We start from the raw sequence: 18,707 nt of genomic DNA on the forward strand, positions 1-18,707 counted from the left end.
CCGGCGCGGGCGGTCCCGGGTCACACCGGGTGCCGTCCGGTCGGCGGGAGGCCGGCCAGCAGTTCCCGGGCCAGGCGCAGATGGCGGTGGCCCGGCTCCAGCAGGGTGCGGGCGTCGCCGAGGGTCCGGGTCAGCAGGGACCGGGCCTCCTCGGTACGGTCCGAGGAGGCCAGCGCCCGGGCCCATTCCAGCCGGGCGTAGATCGTGTGCGGGTGGTCGGGGCCCATGACGCGGGTGCGGTCGGCCACCAGCGACTCCCAGGCCGTCACGGCCTCGGCGGTCCGGCCCGCCCTGGCCGCGACGGCGGCGCGGCTGCTGCGGACGGCGAGGGTGTGCGGGTCGTCGGGGCCGAGACAGCGTTCCGCGTCGGCCTGCAGTTCGGCCAACCGCTCCTCGGTGCGGGCGGGTTCACCGGCCCGGTACCAGATCAGGCTGCGCCGGGCGGCCAGCACCTGGGGGTCGTCCGGGCCCTGCACCCGCAGCCGGTCGGCCAGCAGCCGGTCCAGCTGCCTGGCCGCCTCGGCCGGGGCTCCCGACTCGCCGGTGAAGTAGGCCAGTTCGTGCCGGGCCGCCAGGGTGTCGGGGTGGTCGGCGCCGAGGACGGACGCCGCGTCGGCGGCCAGGGCCGCGAACCGGCCGGCCGCGGCGTGCGGGTTACCGGCCTCGCCGGTGAAGAAGGCCAGCTGGTGACGGGCGGCGAGGGTGTCGGGGTGGCCCGGGCCCAGCCGGTCCTGGCGCCGCCGGGTGATCCCGGCGAGGTCGGCTGCCGCCCGGCGCGGCCGCCCGGCGTCGCCGATCGTGATGGCCAGCAGGAAGTCGGCGCCGGGGACGCCGCCGAGCCGGGCCCGGGACAGGGCCTCGGCGGCCCGCCGCGGCCGTCCCGCCTGGTGGGCCAGCAGACCCATGTCATAGGCCTCGGCCGGTGTGACCCGGCCGACGAGCCCCTGCCACAGGTGCTCCGGCACCGGGGCCAGGCCCGGCGCGTCGAGCAGGTAGTCGAAGGCCGTGTAGCCCTGGGTGTAGTTGCCGATGAGCAGACCGCTGGTGGCGTAGACCGCCGTGCAGGCCCAGGTCATCGCGTCGTCGAAGGGTTCCGGCTGGAGGTCGCCGCCGCCGCGCTCGACCAGGTAGGGCCGGTGCAGTTCGCGCAGCCGGTCCCGGCTCACCGGGCTGCGCAGTCCGGCCCGCCGGCAGTCCACGGCGGCCGCGACCACGGCCGCGCCACGCGGATTGGCCCCGGGGGTCCAGGCGTTGTGCCAGGAGGCGAGCAACTCCGGTCCGGCCGCCAGGATTTCCGCGATGCCGAAGCGCTCACCCGCCCGTAAGGCCGCGACGATCCGCGGGTCCTGCACATGGGCGGCGGCCCGCCGCCGCTCCCCGGCCGACCAGTGCCGGGCCAGCCGTACCACCTCCGCCTGCCGGAGCACGTCCCGCTGGGTGCGCCAGGCGTCCCGGTCGGAGCCCGTCAGCCGGCTCTCCTCGCGGGCGTCGAAGCGCCGGTACTCCTGGGTGCGCATGGTCGCCAGGACCACCCGGCGCCCGGGCGCCGGACCCGACAGGGCGGCCAGCATGGCGGGCGTGAGTCCTCCCGGGCCGAGGAACTCCTCCAGGTCGTCCAGCCACAGCACGGCCCGCCGCCGGGTGCCGGCCACGCGCAGCGCCTGCGGGAGCGCGGCCCTGCCCAGCGGGCGGACGAAGGCGTGACGGGGGTAGAGGGTGCGGGCGGTCTCGTACGCCAGCCGGGACTTGCCGGCGGTGGACTCCCCCACCAGCAGGACGAACCCGGCCCGGCCGAGGGCCTCGCGCAGCCGCGGTTCGGCGTCGCGGCGGATGTACGCGGGGGGCGTGCCGGGCGTCCGGCCGCCGTCCGACGGGTGTCCGTCCGCACCGTGGGCGCCGGCCGCCTCGGGGCGGTCGACCTGCCGCAGTGTGGGGATCCGGCCCGCCGCCGTGCGCAGCAGGGCGGCTGCTGCGGCCGGGGCGGAGTCCGCGGCTCCCGCCGCACCGCGTTGCGGCTGGAGCCGCTCGGCCACCAGCCCGGAGAACGTGGTGACGGCGGCGCCGATTCCGGTGGCCCACGCCCCGCTGGTCCACAGCGAGGCCAGGGCCAGGGCCGCGGCGCCCAGGCCGACGGCCCCGACGTAGGCCGGCCAGCCGCGCGCGCGGCCGTTCTCCCGTACGAGCAACACCGGCATGCCGCCCCCCACACGCGTCCTTGGCCGGCCTCCATTTTCACCCGTGCGGGTGAATTCGGAAGCCGGTGCGGCACGGTGGTGGTCGCGCCTGACCGGATGTCAGCGGTGCGGCGGGATCACGCTGCGGCGGTCGTGGTCGGTCTTCGTCAGCCTTCCTTGAGCAGCACGGTGATGTTCCGGTTGACGATGAGGACCCGTTCGACCTCGTCTCCGACCTCGAACTCGCCCTCCACCTCCGTGGGCGTGATCACCTGGGCGACGGTGCCGCCCGGCGCGACTTCGACCAGATCCAGGTGGAGTTCGTCGGGGACGAGCGGTGGGGACGCCGACGCCAGCTTGAGTTCGAAGCCGGGGGTCCGGCACCGGCAGGTGCCCTTCACCGTGACCGTGCGCCTGCCCTTGCCGTACCGGTGGGCCGTTGCGGTGAAGTCCTGCGCACCGGCTTCGCAGGCGAATCCGTTCTCGTATCCAGACATGTCTGCTCCCGTCGTCCGTTCGCTGCTTGGCGGATCTCGCGTGGCTGCCGGTCTCGCACACGGCTGCCGATCACACGCGGATCCAGTCTCGGCGCGGTCGGTGCGGGCCGCAATCAGGGGTGGTTCGGGCGGGTGGCCGCCGGTCGGGACGGCGTGGCCCGCCGCATGTGCCGCCGGTCAGCCGAGGGCCAGCACGACCGGACCGCCCGCGCGGTCGACGTCGGCCGTCCACTTGGGCGGGAGCCTGAGGGAGCGGGACGGGGACGCCGGGAGGGGGAACCGTCGCCGCCACAGCGTCCGGCCGTCCTGGGCCGCCGTCACCACGGGGGCGGTCACCGCGACCGCGGAACGCAGCAGCACGGGCCGCCGGGCGACACCCGTGATCCGGTTCGGCGTCACCCACAGGAGCGGGGCCCGGACCCGCAGCGGAGGGCCGGGCTCGGGCCAGGGGGCGCCCGCGAGGTGGGCGATTACGGACGCCGCCGCGGCGGCTCCCTCCCCGGCGGCGGTGGCCGCGCTCTCGATGCCGTGCAGGGCGTTGCCCACGCTGAAGACGCCCGGGGACGCCGTGCGGAAGGCGTCGTCCACGCCGGGGCCCCGGGTGCCGGGGTCCAGGGGGACGCCGCCGCGGCGGGCCAGTTCGTGGTCGGGGATCCAGTCGCCGGTGAAAACCACCGTGTCGCAGGCGAGGAGGCCCGTACGGCCGTCCCGGTGGCGGACGGCCACGCCCGTCAGCCGGCTGCGGCCGCGCAGTTCGCCGACCGTGGTCGCCGTGAGCAGCGGGATGCCCGGGACGGCGGCGGCGCGCGGGTGCTCCGTGACCATCGCCACCACGTCCGCGCCCGCCTGCCGGAGGGTGGCCGCGGCGTGGCGGGCCACGGGCTCGGCGCCGACCACGACGGCCCGCCGGCCGACGGGCAGGCCGTGCTCGTGGACCGAGCGGAACAGCTCCCCGGTGGTCAGTACTCCGGTCGGGCGCGAGCCGGGAACGAGCCGGGCGCTGCGCGGGCGTTCGCGGGCGCCGGTGGCGAGGACGACGGCCCGGGCCGTGATCCGTTCCAGGCCCGCCGGGCTCGTGGTCTCCAGGCGGAGCGGTCCGGCCCAGCCGGTGGCGGTGACACCGGTGCGGACGGCGGCCCCGGCGGTGGCCGCCGCCCGCACCCACCGTCGGGCGTAGGCGGGGCCCCGAAGCCAGGGCAGCGGGGTCCGGCCGAAGCCCGCGTGGTGGAGGTGGCGCGGCATCCCGCCCGGGTCCTGCTCACGTTCGAGGACCTCCACCCGTCCGGCGCCGGCCCGTGCGAGCCCGGCGGCCAGAGCCAGTCCGGCGGGGCCGGCGCCGACGACGAGGACGTCGACGGCTGTGTCGGTGCGGTTCACCGGCGGGCCTCCTCGAACAGGGCGCGGACGGCGGCCCCGCAGTGGAACCCCTGGCAGCGGCCGCCCCGGGCACGGGTGCGCCGCCGCAGGCCGTCCGGTGAGGCGGGCGGTACGGTCGCGGCGAGCGCGTCGCGGATCTCACCGCGGGTGACGCGCTCGCAGTGGCAGACGATCCGGCCGTACTCCGGGTCCGCCGCGATCATCGCCGGGTCGCGGTACGGGCGGGGGAAGGCCTCGCCGAGGTTGGGCATCCGCACCGGTTCCGGGTCGCGGGCGCCGGTCAGGGGCAGACCGCCTTCGGCGAGCAGCCCGACCACGTGCGCGGCGATCGCCATCGAGGCGGTCAGGCCGGTGGAACGGATCCCGCCGACGGTCACGTAGCGCTGGGCGGGATGGGCGCGGATGGCGTAGTCCTCCTGCCCGGTGGCCGCCCGGAGCCCGGCGTACACGGCGGTGACCTCCTCGTCGAGGAGCGCCGGCAGGATCCGCCGGCCCTTCTCCCGCAGCAGGGCGAGCCCGTCGGCGGTCGAGCCGGTGGCCGTCTTGTCGTCCAGGTCCTCGGCGGTCGGCCCGAGCATGACGTTCCCGTACACCGTCGGTGTGACCAGCACTCCCTTGCCGCGGGCGTCGGGCACCGGCAGCAGGATGTGGTGGACGAGGCCGCGGGCGAGTTCGTCGAAGACGATCAGCTGGCCGCGCCGGGGGGTGACGGTGAAGTCCGCGTGGCCGAGGAACCGGTCGATGTCGTCGGCGTGCAGGCCCGCCGCGTTGACCAGGTGCCGGGTGCGCAGCGGGCCCCGGCCGGTGGCGAGGACGTGCGGTTCGCCCGGGGCGATTGACCGTACGGGGCAGTTGAGGTGCAGGTCGACGCCGGCCCGCACGGCCTGGGTCGCGTAGGCGAGGGTGGTCGTCCAGGGGCAGACGAGGGACTCGTCCGGTACGTGGAGCGCGCCGAGCACTCCGGGTCCGAGGTGCGGTTCGCGGGCCCGGACCTCGCCCGCCGGGAGGATGCGGGCCGCGTGGTAGCCGTTGCGCACGGCTTTGTCGGCGAGTCCCGGCAGGGCCGCGAGCTGTTCCTCGTTCCAGGCGACGAGCAGCGCCCCGACCGGTTCCACCGGGATGCCGCTGTCGGCCGCGTACGAGGCGAGCAGCCGCTGTCCGTCGCGGACGAGCCGGGACTCCAGGGAGCCGGGCACGGCGTCGAAACCGGTGTGCAGGATGGCGGTGTTGGCCTTCGAGGTGCCGTTGCCGACGTCGTCGGAGGCGTCGATCAGCGCGATCCGCAGGGGGAGGCGGGACAGTTCGCGGGCGATGGCCGAGCCCACCACGCCGGCGCCGACGACCGTCACGTCGTACGGGTCGCCGCCGGGGAGCGGGCCGCGCCGGGTCGGGGTCATGCCGGGCCGTCGAGCAGGGCGGACACCGCCGTCCGGAACCGTGCGCGGCGCTCGGCCGCGTGTCCGGCGCCGGCCTTCGGCTCGTAGACGGCGGACGGCCTCCACTCGGGGACCGCCTCGTGCACGGTGAGGGAGGGGTCGAGGCCGAGCCTGGCGACGGCGGCGACGCCGAGGGCGGTGGCGTCGGGGAGCGTGGAGACCTCGACGGGGATCTGGAGCAGGTCCGCCTGTGCCTGCATGAGCAGGGCGGAGCGGGTGAGGCCGCCGTCGACGCGCAGGGCGGCGAGCGGCGTGCCGAGGTCGGTGGCGACGGCGTCGGCGAGTTCGGCGACCTGGGCGGCTATCCCGTCGCAGAGGGCGTGCACGAGGTGCCCGGCGCTGGTGTCGAGGCCGAGGCCGGTGACCGAGCCGCGCAGGTCGCCGCGCCACCAGGGGGCGGCGAGGCCGGCGAGCGCGGGGACGAAGGTGACGCCGCCGGCGTCGGGGGCGGTCCCGCCCACGGTGTCGAGGTCGTGGGCGCCGGAGATCACGCCGAGGTCGGTGAGCCAGCGGACGGCGGACGCGGCGGTGTAGACCTGGCCGTCCAGGCAGTAGCTGGTCGCGCCGCCGAGCCGCCAGGCGACGCAGCCGACGAGTCCGGAGGTGCTGCGGCGGGGGTGGGGTCCGCTCTGCGCGAGGAGGAACGCCCCTGTGCCATAGGTGCATTTGGCGGTGCCGGGTTCGGTGACGCGCTGGGCGAGCAGGGCGGCCTGCTGGTCGACGAGGAGCCCGGTCAGCGGCAGCGGGGGCCCGAAGGCGGTGGTGGTGCCGACGTGGGTGTCGGCGTCGACGATGTCGGGCAGGGCCTCGCCGGTGAGGCCGAAGGCGTCCAGCGCCTGCGGTGACCAGTCGACGGTGTCGAGGTCGAGCAGCTGGGTGCGTCCGGCGGTCGCCGCGTCGGTGACGAAGGCACCGGTGAGCCGGTGCACCAGCCATGCGTCGCTGGTCGTCACGACGCCGCGGCGGGTGAGGTGACGGCGTATCCAGGCCATCTTCGGCGCGGCGAAATACGGGTCGAGGGGCAGGCCGGTCCGGTCCAGCAACGACGCCGCATGCGGGGCCAGTTCGGCGCAGACCGGTGCGGCGCGGCGGTCCTGCCAGACGATCGCCTCGGTCAGCGGATCACCGCTCGCCGGGTCCCAGGCGAGGACGGTCTCGCCCTGGTTGGCCAGACCCACCGCGGCGACCGGTTCGCCGGCCGCCGCGAGGGCGGCGCGTCCTGCGTCGACGACCGATTCCAGCAGTTCGCGGGGGTCGACCTCCACGCGGCCGCCCGGTAGGTACCGGGGTCGTACGGGGGCGGAGGCGGAGCCGATGACGCCTCGTAAGGGGCAGACGACGAGGGCCTTGGTTCCTGAGGTGCCCTGGTCCACAGCGAGCACCGGGCCCGTCATCACCACTCCGTCCCTGGCATCGGCATGCGCGATCGTCTGCCGGAAGACTTCACCAGCGGACGCCGCCCCGTCAAGATCCGTCCGTGCGGGCGGCGGTCCGTCTGACGCAAATTCACATCTTGTATGTGGCTTGATACTTGCATTCGAAAAAGTTTCATGACTCGAACGCTCATAGTCACTCTATAGTGATCGCCGATCACCCGGCGCGAAGGCCATGCGATACGAGGACCGATGACGACGACCACCGCAAGACGCGCCTGTCCCGGCTACCCGTCGACCGGGACGAGGTGATGGCGGGCAGCGACTTCCGGCCCGTCTACCACCCCGCCGGCCACGACAACGACCTCCGGGTGGCCGTGCAGGACCTGCGCACCGGCCGCTGGGTGGCGATGGCGCAGTTACTGGACCGGACGGACGGCTGGGGGCTGTGGACCCAGCGCACCCAGGTGCTCGCTGCGGTGGCCGCCGGATCCGACGTGGTCCAGGCGTGGCGTTCCGAGGAACCGCGCAGCGTCGCCGCGTCCGTCATGCACACGCGCGTCGTCGTGGAACGCGCCGTCCGCGCCCACCGGGCACGCCATCCCCGCACGCGCGAGCTGTGGCAGGAGGCGTGGGCCGCCTGCCGCGACGCCTCCGAGGCCAGCCCCGCCGACCCGGTCCCCTGGGTCTGCCTGCTCGCACTGGCCCTGCTCGACGAGCACCGCTCGATGGACGAGCACCGGCAGCCACCGCCCGCCCTGATGCTGCCCCGCGGTCCCTGGGGCATCCTCGGCCAGGTCGACAAGCGCGACCCGCACAACCGCGAGGCGTACCAACGGATGCTGCAGTTCGTGTGCGCCGGTACGCCCGGCCCGCTGACCGAGGCAGCCAACTTCGTCCACTGGGCGGCCGGTTCGGCCCCGGCCGCCTCCGCCGTTCATCTTCTGCCGCTCTATCTGAGCGTCGAGCGGTACCGCCGCGAACGCGGCCAGGAGAAGGCGCTCGACCTCCACTGGGTCGCCGAGGACGCCGTCCGCGACGCGGGACACGCACTCGACACCTGGTTCCGCCACAGCGACCTGCGCCGCGCCTCCCCGCTCGACCTGAACCACCTCGCCCACGCCCTGTGGGGGGCCCACCGGTTCGACGAGGCGGCCCAGGTCTTCGACACGATCGACCGGTACTGGACCACCCTGCCCTGGGCCCAGCGGACCCGTGACCCCGCCGACCAGGAACTGGCCATGGAGGTCTTCCTGCGGGCCAGGACCCGCAGCCTGGCGGCCCGGGGCTGACTCCGCGGCTCCCCGCGCCGCGGCGCCCCCGTCGCCCCGTTCCCCACCGCCCCACCCCCGTCCCCGTCCCCCGTCCTCATGACCCCCGGAGGTACTCCCCCATGTCCCGCACCACGCCGTCCGTCCGCCAGGACAGCAAGGCCCCGCCCCGGCGGGACGAGGAGGAACGGCTCAGAGAGCTCGGCTACCAGCCGGTCCTCGCCCGCCGGATGGGCGGCTTCGGCAACTTCGCCATCAGCTTCTCGGTCATCTCCGTCCTGTCCGGCTGCATGACCCTCTACGGCTTCGGGCTGGGCACGGGCGGTCCGGCCGTGATGCTGTGGGGCTGGGCGGGCGTCGGTCTGTTCGTGCTCTGCGTGGGACTCGCCCTTGCCGAGGTCACGAGCGCGTACCCCACCTCGGGAGCGCTCTACTACATGGCCGACCGGCTCGGCGGACGCCGCTGGGGCTGGTACACCGGCTGGCTGAACCTGCTCGGCCTGCTCGGCGCCATCGCCGGCATCGACTACGGCGCCGCCCTGTTCACCGGCGCCTTCCTCAACCTCCAGTACGGCGTCGAGCCCACCCCCGGCCTGACGTTCGTGATCTTCCTGTGCATCCTGCTGCTGCACGCCGCGCTGAACCTCTTCGGCGTCCGCCTCGTCAGCGTGCTCAACTCCGTGAGCGTCTGGTGGCACCTGGGCGGCGTCGCCGTGATCGTGGGCGCCCTGGCCTTCATACCCGACCAGCACCAGTCGCCCTCGTTCGTCTTCACCGAGTTCGTCAACGACACCGGCTGGGCCAACCCGTTCTACGTGGCCGCGGTCGGCCTGCTGCTCGCCCAGTACACCTTCTCCGGGTACGACGCCTCCGCGCACCTCTCGGAGGAGACCTCCAACGCCTCCGTCTCCGCCGCCCGGGGCATCGTGCGGGCCATCTGGGTCTCCTGGATCGCCGGCTTCGCGCTGCTCGCGGGCCTCACCTTCGCCATCCAGGACTACGCGGCCGTCCAGGGCACCGCCACCGGGGTACCGCCGGCCCAGATCTTCCTCGACGCGCTGGGCTCCGGCGGCGCCACCGCCCTGCTCCTCGTCGTGATCGTCGCGCAGCTGTTCTGCGGCAACGCCGAGGTCGCCGCCGCGAGCCGGATGGTGTTCGCCTTCAGCCGCGACAACGCCCTGCCCGGCTCCGCGCTGTGGCGCAAGGTGAGCAGCCGTACCCAGACCCCGGTCCCGGCCGTGTGGCTCTCCGTCGCCGTCGCGGCCGTGCTGGCGCTCCCCTCGCTCTACTCCGCCACCGCCTACGGGGCCGTGACCGCCATCAACGTCATCGGCATCACACCGGCCTACGCGATCCCGATCTACCTGCGGCTGCGCGCCGGGAACCGGTTCCAGCCCGGGCCGTGGAACCTGGGCCGGTGGAGCAAGCCGATCGGCTGGATCGCCGTTGGGTGGGTGGCCGTCGTCACCGTGCTGTTCTGCCTGCCGCAGAAGGCGCCGGTGACCATCGACTCGATGAACTACGCGGTGATCGCCCTGGCCGTGGTCCTCGTCCTGGCCAGCGCCTGGTGGTACGCCGCCCGGCGCTCGTACGGGACGCCGTCGGCCTACGGCAACGCCCGGGAACAGGCCGAGATCGCCGAGGGCATCGTCTGAACCGGCCGGCCGTCCGCCGGTACGGGCGACCGTCCGTCCGCGCGCGCCCCGCCGCACCGGGGCGCGCGCGGTGCGTTTCAGACCAGCTCGGGCTGCGGCTCGCGGCGTTGCTGCGGCAGCGTCACCGACCCGGCCGGGCGGTCCCAGTGCTTGGTGATCCGGACGTAGCCGTAGATCACCGAGACCATCGACAGGACGACGAGCGGGCCGTACACCCACGGGAGCGCGGCCATCTCCATCGACAGGAAGCGGTACGACAGCAGGAGCGCGAGGAAGACCGCGGTGCCGTAGGCGACGAACCGGATCCCCTTCCGGTCCCGGCCGTGGTCGAGGGTGCGCAGCGCGGCGTCGATGGTGAGGGTGAACACCACGCCGGCGACGATGTCCGCGCCGTAGTGGTAACCGAATCCGAGCGTCGCGCCGAGCGTGGCGATCAGCCAGAACGTTCCCGCCCAGCGGAGGGTCCGAGGTGCCCTGCGGGAATGGAGGAAGATCGCGGTGGCCCACGCCGTGTGCAGGCTGGGCATGCAATTGCGCGGAGTGAACTCGTCGAAGAGCATCGGCTGCGGTGTGGTGACCGGCGGCGGCGTGTTCGGCCAGAGCTCGGCCAGCGCCCACTGCCCGCCGTCGGCGCCGTACGCGAAGATCGGCCCGACCACCGGGAAGACCAGGTAGATGCCCGGGCCGAGCAGTCCGATGGCCAGGAAGGTGCGCACCAGGTGGTGGCGCGGGAAGCGGCGTTCGGCCGCCACGTTGCGCAGCTGGTACAGCGCGACGACGACCGCCATCACGGCGAGCTGGATGTAGACGAACTCCAGGACCCGGAAGCCGACGACCCCGGTGGCCTCGACGATCCGGCCCGCCACCCAGGACGGGTTGCCCAGGGCCTGGTCGGCGGTGGCCACGTACTGGTCGAGCACGGTCGGGCGGGTCTTCGACGTGATCAGCAGCCAGGTGTAGCCGGTCTTGCGGCCGGTCACCAGCAGCAGGGCCAGTCCGACGCCCTGGAGCAGCAGGGCCCGCTCACGGCCGGTGCGGCGGGTGAGTGCGATGACGGCACAGCCCAGGGTGACCAGGAGCGCGCCGTTGCCGTACATCATCTCGGCGCCGGCCGCCCAGCGCACGAGCCAGAACACGAGGTCGATGCCGACCGCGGCGCCGAGCGCGATGAACCGCTGCCGCCAGGTGAGCACCACCAGCGTCAGGGCCATGCCGGCGTAGAGCACCGTGCCCGACTTGGGTGCGAACACCACCTCCCGCGCCTGGTCGGTGATCGGCCCCCGCACGCCGTAGCCGCGCGCTGCGATCTCCAGGGCGACGAGGAATCCGAGGGTCACCGTGCTCGCCGCGACCCACAGAATGACGCGTGGCCGGCGCCATACGGCGGACTCGGCTCCGCCGCCCTTCCGCGAAAACACTCGCTTTACCGCAGATATCAATTTTTCAGCCGATGTTCATATTTCAACCTGATCTCTGTTCGCCCGAACATGTTAGCGGAGCTGATGTGCCAGTTCGGAAAAGCAAGGGAGGCCACATCCGGGAAACCGGGGGCATGCGGGGCGCGCCGAGCGGAATACGGAATTCCCCTGCATCAGCACAGGGCGTCCCAGCGGTGCAGGGCGTCGAGGGCGGCGGTGCGGGTGGCGGGCGCCGCGACGGCGTCGGGGGCGGGGGTGAGCAGGTAGTCGGCGACGGGCGTGAGGAGGAGCGGGGTGTCGGGGGCGGGGGCGAGGAGGCGCGCCTCGCCCCAGGTGTGACGGATGACGGTGCGGCGGAGCAGGGCGCCGTGCCGGGTCGGGACGCACCGGGCGGTGACGGCCGTGGCCTCGCCGCGACGGCGGTGCTCGGCGGCCAGCTCGGGAGCGAGCGCGGCGCGTACGGCCGCGAGCGGACCCAGCGGGACGTGCTCGGCGGCGTGGTCGAGGAGGGCGGCGGCCTCCGGGGCCAGGCGGTACGCGGCGAGGACGGCGGCCGTCTCGGCGGGCTCGAAGGGCCGGCGGGCGAGGCCGGCGACGTCGAGGAGGGTGAGGGGACCGGGCACCGGAGCCGGCCCGCCGAGGCGGGACTCGGCCAGGGCGATGAGGCACTCCACGTGGTCGTCGGCGGCCAGGTACGGCCGGACGGGCACGCCCCGGCCGTCCCCGGGCAGGGCCGCGGTGGAGAGGTGGACGCGGTACCAGGGGTCGACGAGGGGGTCTTCGGCGGGCCACTGGACCGTGACGGCGGTGTGGTGCGGACGCTCACCGAGCAGGCAGACGTCGATCTGCTCCACCGGGTGGTCGGTGACCAGGCGGATGACGGCCTGCCACAGGGCCGCCTCGTCGGGGGCGACCAGGTCCAGTGACTCCAGCGGACGGAGCAGACCGTCCGGGTAGTAGCCGGCGAGCGGCAGGCCCCGGATGGCGCGGACCCCCGTGGACCGGGCGAGGCCCGCGGCCAGGCGGGTGTAGTGGGCGACGCGGCCACGGGCACGGTCGAGCTCGGCACGGGCCGGCTCGCCCATCCGGACTCCGTCGCGGACCAGCGCGGAGAGCACCAGGTGGGGCAGATGACGGTCCGCCCGGGCACGGTGCAGCAGTTCCGCCGGCCCGGCGGCGGGATCGGCGTCGAGCAGCCGGTACAGCATCGGGGTGTTCACGGACGTCCGCCTCCGAATGTATGGTCGGGCCCGGCGCCACCGGCGGCGGCCGAGGGGGCGGGCGCGGTTCCGGGCTGTGTCCGGCGTGCCCGCGGCACCGGGCGATTCTGTACCGCAGGGTTCAACACCTGATCACCACAGGCTCAACGGACTCCGGACTCCGGACTCCGGACTCTCGACACCGAGGGCGACGCTGTGGTTAAAAAGGTGACACAAATCGAGACATGGGCGCCTTGCGGGGGCGGGCACCGTGTTCTGTGGGCTGGGGGCAGGACTTGGGCGATCTCCGTTTCTCATTACTCGGTCTGATGCGAGCTCACCGGGGCGCCACCGCGCTCAAGACCGGGAGTCCGCAGCAGCAGGCGATGCTCGCCGTCCTCCTGCTGCGGCCGGGGCACTCGGCGAGCGCCACCGACCTCATCGCGGCGCTGTGGGGTGAGGAGCCGCCGAGCGCGGCGATGACCACCGTGCGCACGTACGCGTGGCGGTGGCGCAAAGTGCTGGACGCCGCGGGCAGGGGCGAGGGAGGGGACGGTGACGCGGCCGTCGGCGACCGGCCGGCCTCCAGCGTGCTTGTGTCGATGGGCGACGGCTACCGGCTGGTGCTGCCCAAGCTCGCCGTCGACGTCGCCGAGGCGGAGGCACTGGCCGCCGAGGCGGAGCGTACCGCGCGGACCGATCCGCTGCGCGCCCGTGACCTGCTCAACCAGGCGCTGGAACTGTGGCAGGGCGAACCGCTGGCCGGTGTGCCGGGCCCGTTCGCGGAACGGCACCGGCAGCGGCTGGAGGAACTGCGGCTGACGCTGCTGGAGGAACGGATCGGGCTGGACCTGACGCTCGGCCGCCACTCGCGCTGCATCCCCGAGCTGACCGCCCTCACCACCGAGCACCCGCTGCACGAGCGGGCGTACGGGCTGCTGATGCGGGCGCTGTACCAGGCCGGACGACAGGCGGACGCACTGGCGGTGTACCGCGGGGTGCGTCAGCTCTTCCTCGCGGAACTGGGCGTCGCGCCGGGGCCTGACCTGGAGCAGCTGCACCGCCGGATCCTGGAGGGCGACCCCGCGCTGGCCGCCCCGGAACCGGGCCCGCCCGCGACACCCGCCGAGGAGCCCGAGGGCCGCCGGGAGCCGGCCCGGCGGACCACCGGCACCGACGACCACGGACACGTGTCAGGTGACCCGGCGGCCGGCCCGGCCCGGCCCGAGGAGCCGGACGGACGGGAGACGGCTCCCAGACCGGCGCCCGCATCCCCCAGACCGGCCCAGCTCCCGCCGGACGCCGCCGACTTCACCGGCCGCACGGCGCCGGTCCGGGTGCTGGACGAGGCACTCGGCACCACCTGCTCGGCACCGGCCCTGGTGATCGCCACCGTCGTCGGCATGGGCGGCGTGGGCAAGACGGCGCTGGCCCTGCACGTGGCGCACCGCGTCCGCGAGTCCTACCCGGACGGCCAGCTGTACGTGGACCTGCGCGGCTCCGACCCGGTGCCCGCCGACCCCGAAGCGGTGCTCAGCAGCTTCCTCGTGGCGCTCGGTACCCCCGGGGACGCCGTGCCGGACGGACTGGACGCCCGCTCGGCGCTCTTCCGGTCGATCGTCGACGGACGACGGCTGCTGCTGGTGCTCGACAACGCCAAGGACGCGGCGCAGATCCGGCCGCTGCTGCCGGGGGCGGTCGGCTGCGCGGTCCTCACCACCGGACGCACCCGGCCGGCCGGGCTGCCGGCCACGGTCCAGGTCGACCTGGACGTGTTCCACCCGTCGGAGGCGCTGGACCTGCTCGGCCGCACCATCGGCGCGGACCGGCTGGCCGCCGAACGCGACGCGGCGATGGAGCTGGTCGTGGCCTGCGGATACCTGCCGCTGGCGGTCCGGATCGTGGCCGCCCGGCTCGCCGCCCGGCCGGGCTGGACGGTGGAGACCCTCAGCCGCCGGCTCCAGGTGGAGCGGCGCCGCATCGACGAGCTGCGGATCGGCGATCTGGCGGTGGCGGCGGCCTTCGAACTGAGCTACCGGCAGCTGACCGCAGACCAGGCCCGGGCGTTCCGGCTGGTCGCGTCGGTGGACGGGCCCGACATCGGCCTGCCGGCGGCCGCGGCGCTGCTCGACCTCGACGCGTACGACGCCGAGGACCTGCTGGAGGCGCTGGTGGACGTGGCGATGCTGGAGTCGCCCTTCCCCGGGCGCTACCGCTACCACGACCTGCTGCGCTCGTTCGCGCGGCGCCGTCCGGCGCAGGAGGCGGGCCCGGCCGCCGCGGGCGCCGGTGCGACGGAGGACGGGGAGGCGGTGGCGGCCCGGGACCGGCTGCTGGACCATCTGCTGGCCACGGCCTGCGCCGCGTTCCAGCACGCGGTGCCGGGGGATCCGGCGGCGGGCGCGCTGGGTCCGGCCCGCTCCCCCGGTGTGGCGCTGACCGGGTGGGACGCGGCCCGGGAGTGGACGACCGCCGAACGTGCCGGTGCCGTGGCGCTGGCGGCCCAGGTCGCCGCGGACGCGGGCGCCCCGGCGGGCGCCGCGGTGCCCTCGGACGGTGTGCGGGGAACGGCGCTGCGGGCCGCGATCGACCTGCTGATCGCGCTCACGCCGTTCGTGCTCACCCCGCCGAGCCGGCAGCTCGCCGCCACCGCCGACGCGCTGGCCGAGGCGGCGGTGCGGCACGGCGACGTCCGGGCCGCCGGACGCGCGCACTTCCTGCGCGGGAACGTCGCCCTGGCGGCGACCCGGCTGGAGGCCGCCGAGGCGGCCGCCCGCCGGGCGGTGGACGCGGCACGGACCGCCGGCGACACGGTGATCCTCCGCCAGGCCCTCAACGACCTCGGCCTGATCTGCCAGTTCCTCAGCCGCTACGACGAGGCGGTGGACCACTACGACGAGGCTCTGGTGCTGGCCAACGCTCTGGGGCACCGCTCGGGCGCCCTGGTGACGACCGTGAACGCCGCACTGGCACGGGTGCGCAGCGGACGCGCGGACGAGGCGGTGGAGATCTGTCACGAGGTGCTCGCCGAGCTGCGGACCCGCCAGGACGACTCCGGGCGCGCGTACACCCTGTATGTGCTGGGTCTGGCGCTGCACTGGCTCGGACAGCACGAGGAGGCGGTGACCTGGTTCCGGGAGTGCCTGGCGGTCGCGACGGGGGCGGGGCTGCGGGACCGTGCCGCGAACGCGCGCTACCGGCTGGCGGACAGTCTGCGGTCGCTCGGCCGGGCCGACGAGGCGCTCGACCATGCCGGACGGGCACTGGTGCTCTGCGAGGAGCTGGGCGCGGAGCGGGACCAGGCCCAGGCGCTGGTGGTGCTGGGCCGCTCGCTGGCGGACCTCGGGCGCGGGGCCGAGGCGGGGGCGCGGTTGCGGCAGGCGTACGAGATCTTCTGCCGGCTGGGTCTTCCGGAGGCCGCCGAGGTGGGCTCTCTGCTGGAGGAGCCGGCCCTGGCCCTGGGGGAACCCTGCGGGCTGGAGGCCTGACGGGTGTCCGGTGGACCGGGGGTCAGGAACCGGTGCTGTTCCAGTCCTTGTCGTCGGAGGGGGTGGGGGTCGGCGCCGGGGCCTGCTGGGTGCTGACGGTGCCGCCACCCTGCCCGGTGCCGGTGGCGTCGTCGGCCATCGCCGCGCCGGCCGCGCCCAGGGCGATCAGCGTGCCGAGGCCGAGGCCCGCGACGGCCAGGCAGACGCGGGTGGCAGCGGTGTTGTTCGCGCGGTTCGCCATGACTGCTCCTGAGGGACGTCTTCCCTGGCGGGAAGGGGGTTCCGGTTCCTCCCGGAGTGCTCCGGGCTGATGGGAGGAGCATGGCAAGGCACGTTCAACGGGCGATCGACGCACGAGCACCGTGCGTCGACCGGCCTCCTCTACCGGCCTCGTCGACCGGGCCGTCGACCGATGCGCGGACGGGTGCCGGTCAGCCGGCCGCGCGGATCTGCAGCGTGCAGCACTTCACGCTGCCGCCGCCCTTGAACAGTTCGGAGAGGTCCACCCCGATGGGCCGGAAGCCCCGTTCGCGCAGCCGGGCGGCGACCCCGGTCGCCGCTTCCGGCAGCACCACGTTCAGGCCGTCGCTCATCAGGTTGAGTCCAAACACCGCCGCGTCCGCCTCCTCCACCAGCACCGCGTCCGGGAAGAGCCGGCGCAGCACCTCTCTGCTGCCCGCCGAGAACGCGCCCGGGTAGTACACGACCTGGTCCTCGTCGAGCACGCCGAGCGCGGTGTCGAGGTGGTAGAAGCGCGGGTCGACGAGGTCCAGGCCGATCACCGGGCGGCCGAGGAACTCCTGCGCCTCGGCGTGACCGGCCGAGACGCTGCGGAAGCCGCGCCCGGCGAGCAGGTGGCGGCCCGTCAGCAGCAGGTCGCCCTCACCCTCGTTGACGTGGACCGGATCGTGCGTGGTGAACCCGCCCGCCCGGAACCACTCCAGGTAGGCGGGTCCCTCGGCGGCCCGCTCGGCGTTGCGGAACCGGGCGCCCAGCACCTTGCCGTCCACGACGGTGGCGCCGTTCGCCGCGTAGACCATGTCGGGCAGGCCGGGCAGCGGGTCGATGAGGTCGACGCGGTGGCCGAGTCGGAGATACAGCGCGTACAGCCGCTCCCACTGGGCGACGGCCAGGTCCGTGTCGACCGGCTTGGCGGGGTCCATCCACGGGTTGATCGCGTAGCTGACCTCGAAATGGGTCGGACGGCACATCAGGAAGCGGCGCGGGCGGGCGGTGCGGGTCATGGCGGGCTCCGGGAGGGTGCGGGGACGCGTGCGCGGGCGGCGGGGCGGGGCAGGAGGCAGGAGGCAGGGCAGGAGGAGCAGGGCAGGAGGAGCAGGGCAGGAGGAGGCAGGCAGGAGGGGCAGGGCAGGCGGAGGCGGGCGGGAGGGGCAGGAGGAGGCGGGCGGGAGGGGCGGGGCAGGAGGGGGCGGGCGGGCGGCGGGGCGGGGCAGGAGGCAGGGCAGGAGGAGGCGGGCGGGCCGTCAGGGCCTCGTGGGACGTTCGGGTTGTGCGGGACGCTCCCGGCGTTCGGGACGTTCGGGGAAGCTGCGCAGGCCGCGCAGCGGGGAGGCCAGCAGGACCAGGCCGGCCGAGAGCAGCACGCTCGCCATGATCCAGAGGGTGGTGCGGGCACCGAGCACCTCGCCCAGCCAGCCGCCGAGCAGGGCGCCCACGGGGATGGCGCTGAAGTTGACCGTGGAGGCGCTGGCCCGGATCCGGCCGATCATCTCGGGCGGGCAGTAGGCCTGGTAGAAGCTGCCGGCGATGACGTTCCCCGCGATCACGCCGCAGACCGCGACCGACCAGGCCACCGCGCTGACGGCCAGCGGCATCCGCTCTCCGGCCATCGGCAGCAGGAGGATGAACGGCGCCCCCACCAGTTCGCAGAGCAGCAGTCCGCGGGCCGTTCCGAACCGGCGGGCGATCCGCCCGGCGAGGGCGGCCCCGGCCAGGCCGCCGACCGAGACCACCGCGAAGACGGCGCCGACGCCGCCGGGCGTCACGCCCACGCTGCGGATCAGGAAGATCGTCTGCACGGCCTGGATGCCGTTGAGGCCGAGGTTGCCGACGGCCGCGAAGCTCGCCAGCGTGCGCAGGTAGGGGTCGTGCACCAGGAAGCGGACGCCCTCCTTGATCTCGCGGAGGATCCCGCGCCGTTCGCAGACCGGCGGGGGCTTCTCCTCCGCCTTGATGGAGCCGACGCAGACCGCCGCCACCAGGTAGGTGAGCGCGTCGGCGAGCAGTCCGCTGACGGCGCCGAAGGCCTGGGAGATCAGGCCGGCCAGGCCCGGACCCGCGATCTCCGCGGCCGCGTCCCCGGAGCGGAGCTTGACGTTGGCCTCCAGCAGGTCGGGCTTGGCGACCAGTACGGGCAGCACGGCGCTGTTCGCGGTGGACAGGAACACCTTGACCGCCCCGGCCAGGGCGGCGACCACCACCAGCTGGGCCATGGTCAGCAGGCCCAGCCAGCCCGCCACGGGCACGCTGCCGAACAGCACGAGCAGCAACAGGTCGCAGACCAGCATCACCTTCAGCCGGGGCCAGCGGTCCACCCAGGCGCCGGCCAGCAGTCCGAGGAAGAGCCACGGCAACCAGGCGGAGGCGGTCAGCAGGCCGACCATGAACGGCGAGGCCTCCAGGGTGACGACGGCCACCAGGGCGAGCGCGACGTTGCCGACGGCGGTGCCCAGGCCGCTGGTCGTCTCACCGATCCAGAGCTTGCGGAAGTTGCCCTGCGCCCAGAGGCCCCAGCGGCTCTTGCGCGGCGCGTCCCCCGCCGGGGGAGACGGCGGTTTCACGGAGGCTGTGGTCATGGC

The 18,707-nt window shown here is 74.7% G+C and carries 13 protein-coding genes; 3 read left to right on the forward strand and 10 right to left on the reverse strand.

Annotated features, from left to right (window positions below):
* Window positions 1-20: 20 nt before the first annotated feature.
* From ACIPXC_RS14635 to ACIPXC_RS14655, 5 genes are all read right to left on the reverse strand, one after another.
* On the reverse strand, window positions 21-2,195 hold the full coding sequence (locus tag ACIPXC_RS14635; RefSeq protein WP_401617077.1) for a tetratricopeptide repeat protein: 2,175 nt from the start codon (window positions 2,193-2,195) through the stop codon (window positions 21-23).
* Window positions 2,196-2,341: 146 nt separating this feature from the next.
* Window positions 2,342-2,671, reverse strand: coding sequence for a hypothetical protein (locus tag ACIPXC_RS14640; protein ID WP_401617080.1), 330 nt, complete (start codon window positions 2,669-2,671; stop codon window positions 2,342-2,344).
* A gap of 177 nt (window positions 2,672-2,848) precedes the next feature.
* Window positions 2,849-4,048: an FAD-dependent oxidoreductase gene (locus ACIPXC_RS14645; protein WP_401617083.1), complete on the reverse strand. Its 1,200-nt coding sequence runs from the start codon at window positions 4,046-4,048 to the stop codon at window positions 2,849-2,851.
* Window positions 4,045-5,445 carry an FAD-dependent oxidoreductase gene (locus tag ACIPXC_RS14650; protein ID WP_401617086.1) on the reverse strand — a complete coding sequence of 467 codons (1,401 nt, stop codon included), beginning with the start codon at window positions 5,443-5,445 and terminating at the stop codon, window positions 4,045-4,047. Before ACIPXC_RS14650 ends, ACIPXC_RS14645 begins: the two co-directional genes overlap by 4 nt.
* Window positions 5,442-6,878: an FGGY family carbohydrate kinase gene (locus ACIPXC_RS14655; protein WP_401617089.1), complete on the reverse strand. Its 1,437-nt coding sequence runs from the start codon at window positions 6,876-6,878 to the stop codon at window positions 5,442-5,444. The genes ACIPXC_RS14650 and ACIPXC_RS14655 overlap by 4 nt, the downstream gene beginning before the upstream one ends.
* A gap of 290 nt (window positions 6,879-7,168) precedes the next feature.
* Between ACIPXC_RS14655 and ACIPXC_RS14660 the strand changes: the two genes are divergently transcribed.
* Both ACIPXC_RS14660 and ACIPXC_RS14665 read left to right on the forward strand, forming a co-directional pair.
* Entirely contained in the window at window positions 7,169-8,149 is a 981-nt protein-coding gene (locus ACIPXC_RS14660) for a hypothetical protein (protein ID WP_401617092.1), read from the forward strand.
* A 101-nt stretch (window positions 8,150-8,250) separates the two neighbouring features.
* Window positions 8,251-9,783 carry an amino acid permease gene (locus tag ACIPXC_RS14665; protein ID WP_401617095.1) on the forward strand — a complete coding sequence of 511 codons (1,533 nt, stop codon included), beginning with the start codon at window positions 8,251-8,253 and terminating at the stop codon, window positions 9,781-9,783.
* Between the two features lie 77 nt (window positions 9,784-9,860).
* On the opposite strand, the gene ACIPXC_RS14670 is transcribed toward ACIPXC_RS14665, so the two are convergent.
* Window positions 9,861-11,201, reverse strand: coding sequence for a phosphatase PAP2 family protein (locus tag ACIPXC_RS14670; protein WP_401617098.1), 1,341 nt, complete (start codon window positions 11,199-11,201; stop codon window positions 9,861-9,863).
* Between the two features lie 173 nt (window positions 11,202-11,374).
* A complete protein-coding gene (locus tag ACIPXC_RS14675; RefSeq protein WP_401617101.1) occupies window positions 11,375-12,421 on the reverse strand; it encodes a hypothetical protein in 1,047 nt (348 codons plus the stop codon).
* A 308-nt stretch (window positions 12,422-12,729) separates the two neighbouring features.
* Between ACIPXC_RS14675 and ACIPXC_RS14680 the strand changes: the two genes are divergently transcribed.
* A complete protein-coding gene (locus tag ACIPXC_RS14680) occupies window positions 12,730-15,888 on the forward strand; it encodes an AfsR/SARP family transcriptional regulator (RefSeq protein ID WP_401617104.1) in 3,159 nt (1,052 codons plus the stop codon).
* 22 nt (window positions 15,889-15,910) lie between these two features.
* On the opposite strand, the gene ACIPXC_RS14685 is transcribed toward ACIPXC_RS14680, so the two are convergent.
* The 3 genes from ACIPXC_RS14685 to ACIPXC_RS14695 all read right to left on the reverse strand — a co-directional run bounded on the left by ACIPXC_RS14685 (window position 15,911) and on the right by ACIPXC_RS14695 (window position 18,704).
* On the reverse strand, window positions 15,911-16,129 hold the full coding sequence (locus ACIPXC_RS14685; RefSeq protein ID WP_401617107.1) for a hypothetical protein: 219 nt from the start codon (window positions 16,127-16,129) through the stop codon (window positions 15,911-15,913).
* A 190-nt stretch (window positions 16,130-16,319) separates the two neighbouring features.
* Window positions 16,320-17,132 (reverse strand): dimethylargininase, encoded by an 813-nt coding sequence (gene ddaH, locus ACIPXC_RS14690; protein ID WP_401617110.1) that lies wholly within the window; start codon window positions 17,130-17,132, stop codon window positions 16,320-16,322.
* A gap of 240 nt (window positions 17,133-17,372) precedes the next feature.
* Window positions 17,373-18,704, reverse strand: a complete 1,332-nt coding sequence (locus ACIPXC_RS14695) for an MFS transporter (RefSeq protein ID WP_401617113.1) — start codon at window positions 18,702-18,704, stop codon at window positions 17,373-17,375.
* Window positions 18,705-18,707: the final 3 nt, after the last annotated feature.

It is taken from the genome of Streptomyces sp. NPDC090021 (assembly GCF_044748225.1).
In the GTDB taxonomy this organism is placed as follows: Bacteria; Actinomycetota; Actinomycetes; order Streptomycetales; family Streptomycetaceae; genus Streptomyces.

Bases quoted from the DNA above. Each gene is read 5' to 3' on its own strand.
- ACIPXC_RS14655 (WP_401617089.1), bottom strand. From the start codon at position 6,878: ATGACGGGCCCGGTGCTCGCTGTGGACCAGGGCACCTCAGGAACCAAG.
- ACIPXC_RS14680 (WP_401617104.1), top strand. From the start codon at position 12,730: ATGCGAGCTCACCGGGGCGCCACCGCGCTCAAGACCGGGAGTCCGCAG.
- ACIPXC_RS14685 (WP_401617107.1), bottom strand. From the start codon at position 16,129: ATGGCGAACCGCGCGAACAACACCGCTGCCACCCGCGTCTGCCTGGCC.
- ACIPXC_RS14665 (WP_401617095.1), top strand. From the start codon at position 8,251: ATGTCCCGCACCACGCCGTCCGTCCGCCAGGACAGCAAGGCCCCGCCC.
- ACIPXC_RS14640 (WP_401617080.1), bottom strand. From the start codon at position 2,671: ATGTCTGGATACGAGAACGGATTCGCCTGCGAAGCCGGTGCGCAGGAC.
- ACIPXC_RS14695 (WP_401617113.1), bottom strand. From the start codon at position 18,704: ATGACCACAGCCTCCGTGAAACCGCCGTCTCCCCCGGCGGGGGACGCG.
- ddaH (WP_401617110.1), bottom strand. From the start codon at position 17,132: ATGACCCGCACCGCCCGCCCGCGCCGCTTCCTGATGTGCCGTCCGACC.
- ACIPXC_RS14635 (WP_401617077.1), bottom strand. From the start codon at position 2,195: ATGCCGGTGTTGCTCGTACGGGAGAACGGCCGCGCGCGCGGCTGGCCG.
- ACIPXC_RS14650 (WP_401617086.1), bottom strand. From the start codon at position 5,445: ATGACCCCGACCCGGCGCGGCCCGCTCCCCGGCGGCGACCCGTACGAC.
- ACIPXC_RS14660 (WP_401617092.1), top strand. From the start codon at position 7,169: ATGGCGGGCAGCGACTTCCGGCCCGTCTACCACCCCGCCGGCCACGAC.